15 protein-coding genes are annotated in these 16,551 nt (G+C 68.6%); 8 read left to right on the forward strand and 7 right to left on the reverse strand.

The genetic code is table 11. From position 1 onward, the window contains the following. Nucleotides 1-76: 76 nt before the first annotated feature. Both IG194_RS01285 and IG194_RS01290 read right to left on the reverse strand, forming a co-directional pair. Nucleotides 77-1,681, reverse strand: coding sequence for a BCCT family transporter (locus IG194_RS01285; protein ID WP_043318202.1), 1,605 nt, complete (start codon nucleotides 1,679-1,681; stop codon nucleotides 77-79). Between the two features lie 250 nt (nucleotides 1,682-1,931). Continuing rightward, nucleotides 1,932-3,017 (reverse strand): tartrate dehydrogenase, encoded by a 1,086-nt coding sequence (locus IG194_RS01290; protein WP_058490192.1) that lies wholly within the window; start codon nucleotides 3,015-3,017, stop codon nucleotides 1,932-1,934. Between the two features lie 103 nt (nucleotides 3,018-3,120). On the opposite strand from IG194_RS01290, the gene IG194_RS01295 reads away from it, so the two are divergent. Continuing rightward, entirely contained in the window at nucleotides 3,121-4,035 is a 915-nt protein-coding gene (locus tag IG194_RS01295; protein ID WP_058490193.1) for a LysR substrate-binding domain-containing protein, read from the forward strand. 423 nt (nucleotides 4,036-4,458) lie between these two features. On the opposite strand, the gene ung is transcribed toward IG194_RS01295, so the two are convergent. Continuing rightward, complete coding sequence (ung, locus tag IG194_RS01300; protein WP_043272115.1) at nucleotides 4,459-5,154, reverse strand: uracil-DNA glycosylase; 696 nt, start codon at nucleotides 5,152-5,154, stop codon at nucleotides 4,459-4,461. A 71-nt stretch (nucleotides 5,155-5,225) separates the two neighbouring features. Here ung and IG194_RS01305 point away from each other — a divergent pair, with 71 nt between their 5' ends. Then, nucleotides 5,226-6,095 carry an HDOD domain-containing protein gene (locus IG194_RS01305; RefSeq protein WP_192353632.1) on the forward strand — a complete coding sequence of 290 codons (870 nt, stop codon included), beginning with the start codon at nucleotides 5,226-5,228 and terminating at the stop codon, nucleotides 6,093-6,095. 3 nt (nucleotides 6,096-6,098) lie between these two features. On the opposite strand, the gene IG194_RS01310 is transcribed toward IG194_RS01305, so the two are convergent. Beyond that, entirely contained in the window at nucleotides 6,099-6,980 is an 882-nt protein-coding gene (locus IG194_RS01310; protein ID WP_058490194.1) for an AraC family transcriptional regulator, read from the reverse strand. Between the two features lie 141 nt (nucleotides 6,981-7,121). On the opposite strand from IG194_RS01310, the gene IG194_RS01315 reads away from it, so the two are divergent. The 5 genes from IG194_RS01315 to IG194_RS01335 all read left to right on the forward strand — a co-directional run bounded on the left by IG194_RS01315 (nucleotide 7,122) and on the right by IG194_RS01335 (nucleotide 12,256). Further along, nucleotides 7,122-8,285, forward strand: coding sequence for an isobutyryl-CoA dehydrogenase (locus IG194_RS01315; protein WP_058070267.1), 1,164 nt, complete (start codon nucleotides 7,122-7,124; stop codon nucleotides 8,283-8,285). A gap of 330 nt (nucleotides 8,286-8,615) precedes the next feature. Beyond that, a complete protein-coding gene (locus IG194_RS01320; RefSeq protein WP_009618757.1) occupies nucleotides 8,616-9,434 on the forward strand; it encodes an enoyl-CoA hydratase in 819 nt (272 codons plus the stop codon). Between the two features lie 10 nt (nucleotides 9,435-9,444). Continuing rightward, the gene (locus IG194_RS01325; RefSeq protein ID WP_009618755.1) at nucleotides 9,445-10,548 is read left to right on the forward strand and encodes an enoyl-CoA hydratase/isomerase family protein; all 1,104 of its coding nucleotides are present in this window, start codon (nucleotides 9,445-9,447) and stop codon (nucleotides 10,546-10,548) included. A gap of 67 nt (nucleotides 10,549-10,615) precedes the next feature. After that, a complete protein-coding gene (gene mmsB, locus IG194_RS01330) occupies nucleotides 10,616-11,506 on the forward strand; it encodes a 3-hydroxyisobutyrate dehydrogenase (protein WP_058490195.1) in 891 nt (296 codons plus the stop codon). A gap of 108 nt (nucleotides 11,507-11,614) precedes the next feature. Then, nucleotides 11,615-12,256, forward strand: coding sequence for an NAD(P)-dependent oxidoreductase (locus tag IG194_RS01335; protein ID WP_058490196.1), 642 nt, complete (start codon nucleotides 11,615-11,617; stop codon nucleotides 12,254-12,256). A gap of 440 nt (nucleotides 12,257-12,696) precedes the next feature. Here the strand turns inward: IG194_RS01335 and IG194_RS01340 are convergent, their stop codons facing one another. Beyond that, entirely contained in the window at nucleotides 12,697-14,682 is a 1,986-nt protein-coding gene (locus IG194_RS01340) for an alkyl/aryl-sulfatase (RefSeq protein ID WP_058490197.1), read from the reverse strand. 100 nt (nucleotides 14,683-14,782) lie between these two features. Here IG194_RS01340 and IG194_RS01345 point away from each other — a divergent pair, with 100 nt between their 5' ends. Further along, a complete protein-coding gene (locus IG194_RS01345) occupies nucleotides 14,783-15,712 on the forward strand; it encodes a LysR family transcriptional regulator (protein ID WP_058070262.1) in 930 nt (309 codons plus the stop codon). A 30-nt stretch (nucleotides 15,713-15,742) separates the two neighbouring features. Here the strand turns inward: IG194_RS01345 and IG194_RS01350 are convergent, their stop codons facing one another. Together IG194_RS01350 and IG194_RS01355 are read right to left on the reverse strand one after the other, a co-directional pair. Further along, on the reverse strand, nucleotides 15,743-15,904 hold the full coding sequence (locus IG194_RS01350) for a hypothetical protein (RefSeq protein ID WP_009618749.1): 162 nt from the start codon (nucleotides 15,902-15,904) through the stop codon (nucleotides 15,743-15,745). A 100-nt stretch (nucleotides 15,905-16,004) separates the two neighbouring features. Beyond that, a complete protein-coding gene (locus tag IG194_RS01355; RefSeq protein ID WP_058070261.1) occupies nucleotides 16,005-16,259 on the reverse strand; it encodes a DUF1145 domain-containing protein in 255 nt (84 codons plus the stop codon). Between the last annotated feature and the right edge of the window lie 292 nt (nucleotides 16,260-16,551).

Below are 16,551 nucleotides of genomic sequence, written 5' to 3' on the forward strand. Positions count from 1 at the left end.
ATCTGTTGGTTAACAAGCCGGGCAAAAAAATTTGCCGCGGGGTGCCCGCCTCCGCTCGGGAGGCAGGCCGTATTCCTTACTGCGCGGGCGCCGCGGCGGCCACCGGCTGCGGCTCGGCGTGGGGCTCCTCGCCGGCCAGGCGGGCGGCCTCTTCCTCGATCAGGTGCGCCGGCATCGAGCCGTAGTCCTGCACCATCCACTTGAGGAAGCCGTAGATCTTCACCAGCAGGATCGCCATGAACGGGATGGCGGTCAGCACCACCGCGGTCTTCATGGTCGACAGCGAGGCCTTGGCGAAGAGCATGGCCAGCGGCACCAGGGTCAGGGTCACGCACCAGAACAGCCGGTGGGTCGGCGTCGGGTCGTCGCCTTCCTGCAGGTTGCGGGTGCTGGTGGCGGCCACCGCGTAGGCCGCGGCGTCCATGTGCGAGGCGCAGAACACCGCCATGATGAACAGGTACACGGCGAGGAACGCCTTGCCCATGGGCAGGGCCGCCAGCAGCGCTTCCACCGCGCTCTCGCCGCCGTGCTCGCTGAGGATCTTCGGCACGTCGATGGCCCCAGTGATGAACTGGTGCATGCTGTAGCTTTCCAGCGCGCCGAAGAAGAACCAGCAACCGAAGCTGCCGCCCATCAACAGGGCGAACACCACTTCCCTGATCTGCCGGCCGCGCGACACGCGGGTCACGAACATGGCCACGCCGGGCGCGTAGGACACCCACCAGAGCCAGTAGAACACCGTCCAGTTGCGGGTGAAGGCGCCATCCCCGGCCGGGTCGGTGAACAGGCTCATGTGCACGTAGTTCTGGATCATCAGGCCGACGGCGTTGGCCGTGTTGTTGATGGTGAACTGCGTCGGGCCGACCAGCAGCACCACCGCGGCGAACACCAGGGCGCCGTAGCAGACCATCTTGCTCAGGTGCTGCAGGCCGCCGTCGATGCCGATGTAGGAGCTGAGCGAGAAGAGCACGGCGATCACGCCGATGACCATCAGCTGCACCATGAAGGTGTCCGGCGTGCCGACCAGGCCGGAGAGGCCGCGGGTCAGGGTCGAGGCGGTCAGCGCCAGGGACACGGTGAGCGCGCCCATCATGGTCAGCAGGAAGATCAGGTCCACCGCGCGGCCCACCGGGCCGGTGGCCTTGAAGCCGGTGACGGCCTCGACGATGGAAGCCAGGTTCAGGCCGCTCTTCTTGCGCACGTGGAAGTGGTAGGCCATGGCCAGCGAGGCCAGGGCGTAGATCGACCAGGCGCTGATGCCCCAGTGGAAGAACGAGTAGCTGACGCTGTATTCCAGCGCCTGGGCCGACTCGGGGACCATGTTCAGGCCGGGGGTCTGGTAGTAGTAGGCCCACTCCATCACGCCCCAGTACAGGGTCGAGGAACCCATGCCGGCGCAGATGAACATGAACACCCAGGTGGCGGTGGAGTATTCCGGCTTGCCGCTCCCCAGGCGGATGTGGCCGTACTTGCTGAAGGCCAGGTACAGCACCACCAGGGAGCTGGAGAACACCAGCAACTGCACGCTGGTACCGAAGGTGCGGGTGGAGAGTTCGAACAGGGTGTTGGCCAGCTGCCCGGACTGTTCCGGGAACGCGGCCAGGCCGACCACGGTGAGCAGCACGGCGACGAGGCTTACGGTAATCAGGAACACATCAATCTTTTTGTTCTTGTGCGACATCAATCGACTCCTGGAGCTATGGAAGTCTCCCCGCCCGCGGGTAGGCAAATCCCGTCTGTGGGTGGGAAGGATTGTTTCGTTCGGCTGTGCTTGCGCTTCCTTCTGTAAACCTTAAGTTAACCAAAATCCAATGGTTAACATTGTGCCCGCAACGCTTTCTCCCTGCAAGCCTGAAGCGCAGGTCTCATGGGGCCTTCCGGATCATTGGCGGCCCGCTGCGCCTTCCCGTTGCGCAGCGGGCCGGGGGAACTCAGCCGGCGACGCGCGCGGCGATGGCCTCGCCCACTTCCTGGGTGGAGCGCTGGCCGCCCATGTCGCGGGTCACCTCGCCTTCGGCGATGACCTGCTCGATGGCCGCGAGGATGTCGTCATGGGCGGCGCGGTAGCGCGCATCGCCCTGGCCGAGGAAGTCCAGCATCAGCGCGCCGGACCAGATCATGGCGATGGGGTTGGCGATGTTCTTGCCGTAGATGTCCGGCGCCGAGCCATGCACCGGCTCGAACAGCGAGGGGAACTTGCGCTCGGGGTTGAGGTTGGCCGAGGGTGCGATGCCGATGGTGCCGGCGCAGGCCGGGCCGAGGTCGGAGAGGATGTCGCCGAACAGGTTGGAGGCCACCACCACGTCGAAGCGCTCGGGCTGCAGCACGAAGCGCGCGCAGAGTATGTCGATGTGCTGCTTGTCCCAGGTGATCTGCGGGTAGTTCGCGGCCATGGCCTCGGTGCGCTCGTCCCAGTAGGGCATGCTCACGGCCATGCCGTTGGACTTGGTGGCCGAGGTCAGGCGCTTGCGCTCGCGGCTCTGGGCCAGGTCGAAGGCGTACTTGAGGATGCGGTCGACGCCGCGGCGGGTGAATACCGATTCCTGCAGCACGAACTCGTTCTCGGTACCCTCGAACATGCGCCCGCCCAGGGAGGAGTACTCGCCCTCGGTGTTCTCGCGGATCACCACGAAGTCGATGTCGCCGGGCTGTTTGTTGGCCAGCGGGCACGGCACGCCGGGGAACAGGCGCACCGGGCGGATGTTCACGTACTGGTCGAACTCGCGGCGGAACTTCAGCAGCGAGCCCCACAGGGAGATGTGGTCGGGCACCTTGTCCGGCCAGCCGACCGCGCCGAAGTACAGGGCGTCGAAGCCCTGCAGCTGCTGGAACCAGTCGTCGGGCATCATCTTGCCGTGCTGCAGGTAGTAGTCGCAGCTGGCCCACTCGAAGTGCTCGAACTCCAGCGCCAGGCCGTGTTTGGCGGCCGCCGCCTGGACGACGCGCAGGCCTTCGGGGAGGACTTCGTTGCCGATGCCGTCGCCGGCGATGGCGGCGATGCGATAGGTCTTGCTCATGCTGGGCACACTCTTGTGGCTGTAGGGCTTGTCGTGCCGACCATGCTATAAGCGCCATTCGAAAACATAATCCCGCTTTCCATGGATTCTTAAGACACGAATCGTGAACAATCTGCCGAACCTGGAAGACCTCGCCGTCTTCGTCCAGGTCGCCAAGCGCGCGAGCTTCGCCGCCGCCGCCAGCGAGCTGGGCATGTCTACCGCCTTCATCAGCAAGCGCATCCGCCTGCTGGAGCAGAACCTCGGCGTGCGCCTGCTGCACCGCACCACCCGGCGGGTGTCGGTGAGCGAGGACGGCGAGCGGGTGTACCACTGGGCGCTGCGCATCCTCGACTCGGTGCAGCGCATGGGCGACGAGGTCTCGGCGCTGCACCGCGAACCCAGCGGCCAGCTGCGCATCGCCAGCAGCCTGGGCCTGGGCCGGCGCTTCGTCGCCCCGGCGCTGTCGGAGCTGGCGGCGCGCTACCCGCAGCTGGACATCCGCCTGGACGTCCACGACCGCCTGGTGGACCTGGTGGCCGAGGGCGTGGACCTGGACATCCGCGTGGGCAACGAGATCGCCGCCAACCTCATCGCCAAGCCCCTGGCGAAGAACCGCCGGGTGCTCTGCGCGGCGCCGGCCTACCTGGAACGACGCGGCACGCCGCGCAGCCTGGCCGAGCTGACCAGCCACGACTGCCTGGTGATCAAGGAGCGCGACCACCCCTTCGGCGTCTGGCACCTGGAGGGGCCCAGCGGCGAGGAGAACGTGAAGGTCACCGGTCCGCTGTCGTCCAACCACGGCGAGGTGGTGCACCAGTGGTGCCTGGACGGCCGCGGCATCCTCCTGCGCTCCTGGTGGGACGTGCACGACAGCCTGGCCAACGGCCGCCTGGTGCAGGTGCTGCCGGAATACCAGCAACAGGCGGACATCTGGGCGGTGCACGCCTCGCCCCTGGCCAGCTCGGCCAGGGTGCGGGTGGCGGTGGAGTTCTTCCGGCAGTATTTCGCCGAGCGCTATACGCTGCCGGAGAGTTGAACGGGGAAGGCTGAAGGCTTTTCGTAGGAGCGAGCTTGCTCGCGAACGGTGTTCACCGCTGGCAGTTGCGGTGATGGGTATCGCTTCGCTCAACACCATCCTACGGGTCTTGTGCTTACCGGAGGGGGTAGGAGCGGGCTCCGTCCGCGATTGTGTTCACCGTCGGCAGTGGTGTTCGGGTTGACTCCTTACCCTCACCCCAGCCCTCTCCCAGAGGGAGAGGGGGCCGTTCGGCGCGGCCGGGTTGATCGGTTTCAACCTGACCTCAACGCAGTAGAACTTTCAGGATGAAGCCTGACTTCCACTCCACTCAGGACAGCCCCCTCTCCCTTCAGGGCGGGGCGCGCAGCCGAGGGTTGGGGAGAGGGCGCGTAGTCACACCCCGCACCGAAACACCCGGCATACACCACACCACCCCAGCCCTCAAACCTCCGGCAACGCCCAATCGATCGGCGTCTTGCCATTCTGCTCGAGGAACTTGTTGGTCCGGCTGAAATGCCCGTTGCCGAGGAAGCCACGGTAAGCCGACAACGGCGACGGATGGGCGGACTTGAGGATCAGGTGCTTGCGCGGGTCGATCAGCTTCTGCTTGCTCTGCGCGTGGGAGCCCCAGAGCAGGAAGACCACGCCGTCGCAGCGCTCGTTGACCACCTCGATCACCCGGTCGGTGAACTGCTGCCAGCCGGCCTGGGCGTGGGAGCCGGCGCGGGCCTGCTCCACCGTCAGCGAGGTGTTGAGCAGCAGCACGCCCTGCTCCGCCCAGTGCTGCAGGTAGCCGTGGTTGGGAATGGGGACGTTGAGGTCGCGCTGCAGCTCCTTGTAGATGTTCTGCAGCGACGGCGGCGCCGGCACCCCCGGCTGCACCGAGAAGCACAGGCCGTGGGCCTGGCCGGGACCGTGGTAGGGGTCCTGGCCGATGATCACCACCTTCACCTTGTCCAGCGGCGTGGAGTTGAGAGCGTTGAAGATCAGCGGGCCCGGCGGGTAGATCACCTTGCCGGCGGCCTTCTCCCTGCGCAGGAATTCGCCCAGCTCGCGCATGTACGGCTTGTCGAACTCCTCGCGCAGGGCACTCTTCCAGCTCTCTTCCAGTTTGATACGATCGTCGGTCTCGGTCATGGGACACCTGATGGAACATGGCCGCCGCACCCTAAGAAAAGCTCCCGCCCCTTGTCAATGCGGCAAAGTCCATGGATCCCTCGGAAAGCTCTCCTGCCATCCCCCCTGCCGACGCCGTGCGCTTCGCGCTGTACAACCGTTTTCTCAAGGGCGAGGCCAAGGTGCCGCAGATGCCCGAGTCGCACCTGCGCGTGCGCCGCCTGCTGGGCGATGCGCGCACTTCGCTGGAGCAACTGGCGCGGGTGATCAACGCCGACCCGCCGCTGGCCGCCTACCTCATGCAGTTCGCCGAAAGCCCGCTGCTGCGCGGCGCGCGCCCCTGCGCCTCGCTGCGCGACGTTTTGGCGCGCCTGGGCACGCGGCGCCTGGGCAACCTGGTGTTGGGCTTCTCCCTGCGCAACCTCTACATCGGCAAGGAACGCATCCTCCAGCAGATGTTCCGCGCGCGCTGGAACGCCGCCCGCGAGCGCGCCGCCTACAGCGCCCTGCTCGCCCAGCACAGCCAGGTGGCCGAGGCCGACGACGCCATCCTCGGCGGCCTGCTGCAGGACGTCGGCAGCCTGCCGCTATTGGCCGAGTTGGAGCGCTGGCCGCAGTACCCGCGCGACGCCGAGTCGCTGCAGCGCCTGTGCGAGCAACTGTCCGGCGACATCGGCGTGGTCATCATGACCGCCTGGAAGCTGCCCACCCTGACCATCGAATGCGCCCGCCAGCGCAGCCGCTGGAGCCGCGAGCACGACGGCGCGGCCGACCTCGCCGACCTGGTGCAGGTGGCCGAGCAGCTGCGCAATCCGGCCCTGGCCGGCGACGCCCTGGCCGAGCTGCCGGCCTTCCGCCGCCTGGCGCAAAGCTGCCCGGCGCTGCAACAGCCCATCCCGCAGTTGCGCACGCAATTGAACGAAGAAGTGAAGCTCTGGCAGCGCCTGCTCGCCGGCCGCTGAGCCTCAGCCCTGGTGCAGCGCCCGGTAGTGGCTGGGCGCCATCCCCACCACCCGCTTGAACAGCCGCGAGAAGTAATAGGCATCGGCATAGCCGAGCTGTTCGGCCACCTGGCGCACCTCCAGGTGGCCCTGGTCGAGCAGGCGGCAGGCGTGGGTCATCTTCAACCGGATGAAGTCCTGGATCGGCGCCCGGCCGGTCAGGGCGCGGTAGGTCTTGGCGAAGTGGAAGCGCGACAGGCGGAACTGCGCGGCCAGCTCGTCGAGGTTGAGGCTGCTGTCCAGGTGCTCGCGCATCAGCGCCTGCACCGCCTCGATGTCCAGCACCGCGCCGGACTTCAGCCGGGCGCGCACCGGGCGCAGCGCCAGGGAGGTCAGCAGGGCCTGCAGCAAATGCGCGGCGTGGATGAAGTGCGGCAGGCTCAGGCCCTGGCGGCGCAGCGCCAGCAGCGCGTCGAACTCCCCGCGCAGGCGCGGCTGCACGCCCACCCGCAGGCGCGGCGAGGAGCCCAGCGGGCGCAGCAACTCCTCGGCCAGGGCGCCGTCCAGGTGCACCCAGTAGATCGACCAGGGCCGCCCGGGCGCGGCGCCATAGGCGTGGGCCAGGCCCTTGGGCAGCACCAGCAGGTCGCCGGCCAGCACCTCGAATCGTCCATCCGCGCAGGTCAGCCAGCCCTCCCCGGCGCTGCAGTAGATCAGCAGGTGGTCGTCCGGCGCCTGGCGCTCCATGCGGTGCCCGGCGGCGGCCGGATAATAGCCCAGCGCCAGCGGGTAGCAGGCCTGGCCCAGCGGGTGCCGCGCCAGGGCGCGACGCAGCCGCGGCGGGGTGATGAAGCGGACGCCCTGCTGCGGCAGGGGCCAGGCCGAAAGAAGCGGGCTGCCGGACATGCGGATGAATACCCTGGGAAGTCGATCCAATGCCAAGATCGTCCATCCTCGAGGCAAGATCGTCAATCCACAGCGGGGCCCGCCTCGCGCTATAACCGTGGCAGGCTGTCCCACTTCACAAGAACAAACCGAGGAGGCTCCATGGAATTCGATCTCAGCGAAGAACAGCGCCTGCTGGTGGAAAGCGCCAAAGCCTTCGCCCGCCACGAACTGGCGCCGCACGCCGCGGACTGGGACCGCGAGCACCACTTCCCGGTCGACGTCATCCGCCGCGCCGCCGAGCAGGGCTACCTCGGCCTCTACATCGCCGAGGACGACGGCGGCCTGGGCCTGTCGCGGCTGTCCGCGTCGCTGATCTTCGAGCAACTGGCCGCCGGCTGCGTGGCCACCACCGCCTACATCACCATCCACAACATGGCCGCCTGGATGCTCGCCAGCTTCGGCGACGCCGCGCTCAAGGCGCAGTGGCTGCCCGGGCTGATCGGCGGCGAGTCGCTGGCCTCCTACTGCCTCACCGAGCCGGACGCCGGCTCCGACGCCGCGCACCTGCGCACCCGCGCCCGCCGCGACGGCGAGGAGTACGTGCTGGACGGCGCCAAGACCTTCATCTCCGGCGCAGGCAGCACCGACGTGCTGATCGTCATGGCGCGCACCGGCGCGGACGGCGCCAAGGGCATCTCCTGCTTCCTGGTGCCGGCCAACGCCGAGGGCATCCGCTACGGCCGCAACGAGGACAAGATGGGCTGGAAGGCCCAGCCCACTCGCACCATTACCTTCGAAGGCGTGCGCATCCCGGCGGGCAACCGCATCGGCCCGGAAGGCCAGGGCTTCGTCTACGCCATGAAGGGCCTGGACGGCGGCCGCCTGAACATCGCCAGCTGCTCCCTGGGCGCGGCCCAGGCGGCGCTGGAGCAGTCGCTGCGCTACGTCGAGGAACGCAAGCAGTTCGGCAAGGCCCTGGCCGAGTTCCAGGCCCTGCAGTTCAAGCTGGCCGACATGCTCACCGACCTCACCGCCAGCCGCCAGATGGTGCGCCTGGCCGCGCACAAGCTGGACCACAAGGACGCCGAGGCGACGCTGTACTGCGCCATGGCCAAGCGCTTCGCCACCGACCGCTGCTTCGCCCTGTGCAACGAGGCCCTGCAGCTGCACGGCGGCTACGGCTACCTCAACGACTACCCGCTGGAGCGCTGGGTGCGCGACAGCCGCGTGCACCAGATCCTCGAAGGCACCAACGAAATCATGCGGGTGATAGTCGCGCGCCGCCTGCTCGACCAGGGCGGCATGCTCGACCGCCTGCTGTAGCGCCCGCGCGGCTCTTCGTAGGAGCGAGCTTGCTCGCGAACCCGTCCCGATCGTTCGCGAGCAAGCTCGCTCCTACGAAAAGCGAAAAGCGGAAAGCACGAAGCCCCGTAGGATGGGTTGAGCGAAGCGATACCCATCACCCTGCCCAACACGCAGGCTCAATCCATCCTACGAGGAGCGAGCACCGCGCAGAAAGATGGAAAAAACGCCCGCCCGGGCGGTCCAATCCGAACGCAACGGACATGGACGCCCGGGCCCGGGCCCGGGCCCCCTAGAGTCCCCGCATACCCCGGCGCCGGCCACGGCCCGCGCCCTGCCAAGGAGAACCCCATGAGCACCGCCGTCGAACCCTACAAGCCCGGCCACTTCGACCTGACCCACAAGCTCACCGTGGAGAAGCACGGCCACACCGCGCTGGTCACCATCAACCACCCGCCGGCCAACACCTGGGACCGCGACTCGCTGATCGGCCTGCGCCAGCTCATCGAGCACCTCAACCGCGACGACGACATCTACGCCCTGGTGATCACCGGCCAGGGGCCGAAGTTCTTCTCCGCCGGCGCCGACCTGAACATGTTCGCCGACGGCGACAAGGCCCGCGCCCGGGAAATGGCCCGGCGCTTCGGCGAGGCCTTCGAGGCCCTGCGCGACTTCCGCGGCGTGTCCATCGCCGCGATCAACGGCTACGCCATGGGCGGCGGCCTGGAATGCGCCCTGGCCTGCGACATCCGCATCGCCGAGCGCCACGCGCAGATGGCCCTGCCCGAGGCCGCGGTGGGCCTGCTGCCGTGCGCCGGCGGCACCCAGGCGCTGGCCTGGCTGGTCGGCGAAGGCTGGGCCAAGCGCATGATCCTCTGCGGCGAGCGGGTGGACGCCGAGACCGCCCAGCGCATCGGCCTGGTGGAGCAGGTGGTGGACAGCGGCGAGGCCCGCGGCACCGCCCTGCTGCTGGCGGCCAAGGTGGCGCGGCAGAGCCCGGTGGCGGTGCGCACCATCAAGCCGCTGATCCAGGGCGCCCGCGAGCGCGGCCCGAACACCTGGCTGCCGGAGGAGCGCGAGCGCTTCGTCGACCTGTTCGACGCCGACGACACCCGCGAGGGCGTCAACGCCTTCCTGGAGAAACGCGAACCGAACTGGCGCAACAAGTAAGGATGACCCGATGAATGTACTTTTCGAGGAACGCCACGGCCTGCACGGCTTCCGCATCGGCATAGCGACCCTGGATGCGGAAAAGAGCCTCAACGCCCTCAGCCTGCCGATGATCGAGGCGCTGCTGCAGCGCCTGCAGATCTGGCGCGACGACCCGCACATCGCCTGCGTGCTGCTGCGCGGCGCCGGCACCAAGGCCTTCTGCGCCGGCGGCGACGTGCGCAAGCTGGTCGACGCCTGCCGCGAACACCCCGGCGAGGTGCCGGAACTGGCGCGGCGCTTCTTCGCCGACGAATACCGCCTCGACCACCTCATCCACAGCTACGGCAAGCCGCTGCTGTGCTGGGCCCACGGCTACGTGATGGGCGGCGGCATGGGCCTGATGCAGGGCGCCGGGGTGCGCATCGTCACCCCGTCCAGCCGCCTGGCCATGCCGGAGGTGAGCATCGGCCTGTACCCGGACGTCGGCGCCAGTTGGTTCCTCGCCCGCCTGCCGGGGCGCCTGGGCCTGTTCCTCGGCCTGGGCGCCACCCAGATGAACGCCCGCGACGCGCTGGACCTGGACCTGGCCGACCGCTTCCTGCTGGACAACCAGCAGGAGGATCTGATCACCGGGCTGATCCAGCTGAACTGGCGCGAACAGCCCGAGGTGCAGTTGCACAGCCTGCTCCGCGCGCTGGAGCACGAGGCCCGCGGCGAACTGCCCGAGGCCCAGCTGCTGCCGCGCCGCGAGCGCCTGGACCAGTTGCTCGACGTGGCCGACGCCAACGACGCCTGGCAGGCCCTGGCCGCCCTGCAGAACGACGCCGATCCGTTGCTGGCCAAGGCCGCGCGGACCCTGGCCAGCGGCTGCCCGCTGACCGCCCGGCTGGTCTGGGAGCAAATCCGCCGCGCGCGCCATTCGTCGCTCGCCGAGGTGTTCCGCATGGAATACGCCATGAGCCTGAACTGCTGCCGCCACCCGGAATTCCCGGAGGGCGTGCGCGCCCGGCTGATCGACAAGGACAACACGCCGCACTGGCACTGGCCACAGATCGCTGCCATACCTGAGGCAGTGGTGGACGCGCATTTCGAGGCGACCTGGGAGGGCGCGCACCCGCTGGCGGACCTGTAGCCCCGCCCCCTCCCCGTGAAAGACGTGCTTCGTGGCGTTCACCCCTGGCAACCAGAGGAGAACGCGGATGAAACAGATAGCCTTCATCGGCCTCGGCCACATGGGCGCGCCCATGGCCGCCAACCTGCTCAAGGCCGGTTACCTGCTGCGGGTCTTCGACCTGGTGCAGAGCGCCGTCGACGGCCTGGTGCCGCTGGGCGCCAGCGCCGCGCGCAGCGCGCACGACGCGGTGGACGGCGTCGACGTGGTGATCACCATGCTGCCGGCCAGCCAGCACGTCGAGGGGCTCTACCTCGGCGAGCAGGGCCTGCTGCAGCACATCGCCCCCGGCACCCTGGTGCTGGAATGCTCCACCATCGCCCCAGCCTCGGCGCGCAAGGTCCACCATGCGGCGGCGCAACGCCGGATTCCCATGCTCGACGCGCCGGTCTCCGGCGGCGTCGGCGGCGCCGTCGCCGGTACCCTCACCTTCATGGTCGGCGGCGACGCCCAGGTGCTGGAGAAGGCCAGGCCGATCTTCTCCGCCATGGGCCGCAACATCTTCCACGCCGGCAGCGACGGCGCCGGCCAGGTGGCCAAGGTGTGCAACAACCAGTTGCTGGCCATCCTCATGATCGGCACCGCCGAATCCCTGGCCCTGGGCGTGGCCAACGGCCTGGACCCGGTCGTGTTGTCCGAGATCATGCGGCGCAGCTCCGGCGGCAACTGGGCGCTGGAGGTCTACAACCCCTGGCCCGGGGTGATGGAGAACGCCCCGGCCTCGCGCGGCTACGAGGGCGGCTTCCTCAGCGCGCTGATGGCCAAGGACCTCGGCCTGGCCCAGGAGGCCGCGCAGCTCACCGGCAACGCCACGCCGCTGGGCAGCCTGGCCACCAGCCTCTACCGCCTGCTGCTCAAGCAGGGCTTCGGCGACAAGGACTTCTCGGTGGTGCAGAAGCTGTTCGACCAGGGATTGTGAAGCACGGCTTACGAGTGCATGGCGGCCCGGCCGGTTTTTCCCGCGCAGGGCGTGGCCGATCATGGGCGCCATTCCGCCGTGCTACGGCCTTTGCCCTGGAGCTTAACGATGAAAATCGCCCTGATCGGTGCCACCGGCCATGTCGGCCATTATTTCCTGGAAGAAGCGCTGCGCCGCGGCCTGCTGGTGACGGCGCTGGTCCGCGACCCGGCCAGGCTGGCCAACCGCGCCGGCCTCACCGTCGTGCGCGCCGACGTCTACGACGCCGCGCAGGTGGCCAAGGCGGTGGCCGGCCATGACGTGGTCATCAGCGCCTTCAACGCCGGCTGGGGCAACCCGGACATCCGCGCCGCCCACGCCCGCGGCAGCCAGGCCATCCTCGACGGCGCCAAGGCCGCCGGGGTGAAGCGCCTGCTGGTGCTCGGCGGCGCCGGCAGCCTGGAAATCGCCCCCGGCCAGCGCCTGGTGGACAGCCCGGAATTCCCCGAAGCCTGGAAACAGGGCGCCCTGGGCGCCGCCGACGCCCTCGAACAGCTGCGCGGCGAAAAGGCCCTGGACTGGGCCTTCCTCAGCCCGGCCATGCTCCTGGAAGGCGAACAGCGCACCGGCAGCTTCCGCATCGGCGGCGACCAGGTGCTGTTCGACGCCAAAGGCGAAAGCCGCATCTCCCTCCCCGACCTGGCCGTGGCCATGCTCGACGAAGCGGAACGCCCCGCCCACCACCGCCAGCGCTTCACCGTGGCCTATTGAACGGAACATTGTAGGAGCGGGCCCTGCCCGTGATATCGCGCGCAGGGCGCGCTCCTACAAGGGAACACCGCGGGTGGGGCGGCGTAGGAGCGGATCTTATCCGCGAATCGCGCCGGTGGTTCCGACCATCGCGGACAAGGTCCGCTCCTACGGGGAAATGCCGTGCTTGTAGGGGCGCCGAAATGCGGCGGGTAACCGCGAACGGTTATCCGCCCTGCGAACTCGCCGGCTGACGCTGAACTATCCCCCACTCCGAACGGCCCCCTCTCCCGCTTGCGGGAGAGGGCTGGGGAGAGGGCGCTCTTTCGGGAGTGAACAACTGGCCCGCCGCCTGCGCCGCGATGCTCTGCGTAGGATGGGTTGAGCTTGCGATACCCATCGGACCCTGGTGATGGGTATCGCTTCGCTCAACCCATCCTACGAGGGTACGTCTTCCCGCATCACCCCTCCCGCTTCCCCGGCGTGGCGATATCGAACCAGAACTCGAAGTCATCCAGCATCCCGAACAGCTTGGCCAGCAACAGCGGGTTGCCCGAGCTCCTCAGCTTGCCCTGGGCGATCAGCACCACCGGGTTGGCCTCCTTGAGCAGCAGGCGGTTGAGGTCGGCGCGGTCGATGGTCACCGTCTGCCCGGCGTCCTCGCTGTGCACGCCGCGGATGTTGTTCAGGTGCGAGTTCTTCAGCTCCAGCAGGTATTCCTGGCCGATGTCCGGCAGCACCAGGTTGATGGCGAAGTCCTCGCCCTCGGCCTCGCCGGCGTTCAGGCGCACGCCCAGGTAGTCGAACAGCAGGCCGGTGTCCATGGCGGCCAGGGCATCGGCGCTGGAGGTCTTCAGCGACGGCAGGTCGCGCGGCACACCGTGGCGCAGCTCGTCCGCCGCGGCCAGGTAGCTGTTGCGCCAGCCGGCGTTCTCCGCCTGGTAGCCCAACTGCTCCAGGGCGTCGGCCTGCAGGCGGCGGGCGGCCTGGTTGTCCGGCTCGGCGAAGACCAGCTTGTTGACCACCTCCACCACCCAGCGGTACTCGCCCTGGTCGAAGGACTTCTGCGCCATCTGCAGCACGTGCTCGGCGCCGCCCATGAACGCCACGTACTTCTTCGCCGAATCCTCCGGCGCCAGCGGGTTGAGGGTGGCCGGGTTGCCGTCGTAGTAGCCCAGGTACTTGTTCACCACCGCGCGCACGTTGTGGCTGACCGAGCCGTGGTAGCCGCGGTTGTACCACTCGTTGGCCAGCTCCGGCGGCAGTTGGAAGCGCTCGTGGATCTGGTTGATGGTCACGCCCTGGTTGGCCAGGTGCAGACTCTGGTCGTTGAGGTAGCCGTAGAGGTCGCGCTGCTTCTCCAGGGTGCGGACGATGTCCTCATGCCCCCAGCGCGGCCAGTTGTGCACGGCGAACATCACCTCGGCCTGGTTGCCGTAGCGGTGCAGCGCCTCGTTGATGTACTTGCTCCAGCCCAGCGCATCGCGGGTCTCGGCGCCGCGCAGGGTGTAGAGGTTGTGCAGGGTGCCGGTGACGTTCTCGGCCATCAGCAGGGCCTTCTGCTTCGGCAGCCAGACGTTCATCTCCGAGGGCGACTCGGTGCCGGGGGTGTTCTGGAAGACGAAGTCGACGCCATCGATGCGCAGCTGCTCGTCGTCCTTCTCGACCAGCCGGGTCGGCGCGATCAGGCTCATCGGCCCGTGGGCGACGGCCTTGCCGATGGCCATGTCCACCAGCCCGCGCGGGCCCTGGGGCAACTCGGTGCCGTACTGGTAGGTGGCGCGGCGCAGCATGGCGTTGCCGGCCAGCACGTTCTCCTTGATCGCCGACTCCATGAAGCCCTTGGGCGCGATGATCTGCACCTCGCCCTTGTCCACCTGTTCCTGGCTCACCAGGCCCTTCACCCCGCCGAAGTGGTCGACGTGGGCGTGGCTGTAGATGATCGCCTTGATCGGCTTCTGCCCCAGCTCCTGGCTGACCAGGGCGTAGGCCGCCCTGGAAGTGGCCGGGGTGGTCAGGGTGTCGATGATGATCCAGCCGCTGTCGCCCTGGACGAAGGTGATGTTGGCCAGGTCGAAGCCGCGCACCTGGTAGATGCCGTCGGCGACCTTGTACAGCCCGTACTTGAGGTTGAGCAGGGCCTGGCGCTGCAGGCTGGGGTTGATGCTGTCGATGTCCTGGCCTGCATCGAGGAAGCCGAAGCCGCCCAGTTGCCAGGCCACGCTGCCGTCCTCGTTACGGATCACCAACTGCTCCGGGCGCTTGATCAGGCCCTGCTCGACCCGCGCGAAGTCGGCGCGGTCGTTGAACGGCAGCGCCTCGCGCACCTTCTGCTGCAGGGCCACGGTGAAGGCGCTGGGCGGCTTGGGCGCATCGGCGGGGTCGTCGGCGGCGAGCAGCACGGGCGACAGGCCGGCCAGCAGGACGGCGGCGGAAAGGCGCAGCATGGAAAACTCCGGTTCTTGTTATGGGAATGCCTGGCACTATGCCGGCAGGCATGGCAATAATTCCAATGCATTCCTTTACCAATACTGATGCAAGCCAAGCATGACCGACCTGCGCCAGCTCCGCCATTTCGTCGCCCTCGCCGAACACGGCCACTTCGCCCGCGCCGCCGAAGCGGTGAACCTCAGCCAGCCGGCGCTCTCGCGCAGCATCCAGGCCCTGGAAAGCCAGCTCGACTGCCGCCTGCTGGACCGCAACCCGCGCGGCATCAGCCTGACAGCCCACGGCCGGCTGGTGCTGGAACACGCCCGCCGCCTGCTGGCCGGCAGCCGCGCGCTGGACAACGCGGTGAGCCAGCTGGGCAACCTGGAGGCCGGCGAACTGCGCCTGGGCGCCGGCCCCTTCCCCGCTGCGCGCCTGCTGCCGCAGACCCTCGCGGCCTTCAGCCGGGCCCACCCGCGGGTCAGCGTGGCGCTGGCCATCGAGAACTGGCAGCTGCTGCACCGGCGCCTGCTGGACGACGAGTTGGAACTGTTCGTCGCCGACTGCCGCGAACTGCAGGGCGACCCGCGCCTGGACATCCAGCCGCTGAGCGAGCACGACAGCCTGCTGTTCTGCCGCCCCGGCCACCCGCTGCTGGCGCGCGGGCGCCTGGCCATCGACGACCTGCGCGACTACCCGCTGGCAGGCCCGCGCCTGCCGCGCGACGCCCACCAGCGCCTGGCCCGCAGCCTGGGCCGCGAGCAACCGCTGGACGTGCAGTGCGACGACGTGCTGATGCTCAAGGAACTGGTGCGCGGCAGCGACGTGCTGTGCCTGGCGGTGGCCGACGTGGTGGCCGCCGACGTCGCCGCCGGGCGCCTGGCCACCCTGCCCTGGCCGCGCCAGGCCGGCGACGCCGCGCTGCGCGGCTCGGCCTACGGCCTGGTGCGCCACGCCAGCCGCAGCCTGTCGCCGGCGGCGCAGGCATTCGTCGAGCTGTTGCTGCAGGTCGACGGTCGGCCCATCGAAGGCCCGGCGCAGAACGACTGACGGCACCCGAAGGTGCCGTCAGCAGGGGCATCAGCGATGCCAGTAGTAGCCGGGGGCCGGGGCGTAGCGCACCGGCGGCGGCGGAGGCGCGTAGTAGCGATGGCCGCCGCGCCAGCCGCCGTGGTCGTGTTCGTAGACCACGCAGCCGGACAGCGGCAGGAACAACAGCAGGGCAACGAGAAGGCGACGCATGGCTAACTCCTGATCGGCATCCGCTTCGAATCAGCGGCTTGTAGGATCAGACCCGGCACCCCGTCGGCGGTGCCCAGCTACAGGGTAAAGCTTATGTAAATCACGGATTTACCCGCAGCGCGGGCAGGTGCAGCACGCCGAAGAACAGTACCTGCAGGCGTTCCAGCCAGGGTTGCCGGCGCGCCTTCAGGCGCCGGCCCAGCAGCAGCACCTCGCCGGCGTGCAGCGCCAACAGCACGACCGAGAGCAACAGCAGCGGGCGGTACAGCTCGCCGAACGGGTATAGCAGGTTGACCGCGGCGGCCAGCCAGAACATGGCCAGCGCGCCCTTGGCGAAGGACAGCAGGTGCGACATGGGCGACTCCGATGGGGTGGATGGTCCGCGCAGTCTGCCGCGGGCCGCGCGCCGGCCGACACCGACTTTCGACTGGCGCGCCCGGCCCGGCCGCGGCTGAGCGCCGCAGTGGAGAGCCGCTGCGGGAGTCGCTAGAGTGGAAAGATGACCGGCCCTACTCCACGGGATGAACGCACTCGTAGGATAGGTTGAGCCTGCGAAACCCATGCTGCCGTGATGATGGGTATCGCTTCGCTCAACCCATCCTACGAAAAGCGCTTCGGTGAAGTCGGCAAGACAGTTGCTCCTACGA

Origin of the sequence: Pseudomonas sp. ADPe (assembly GCF_014843515.1) — a bacterium.
GTDB lineage: Bacteria > Pseudomonadota > Gammaproteobacteria > Pseudomonadales > Pseudomonadaceae > Pseudomonas > Pseudomonas citronellolis.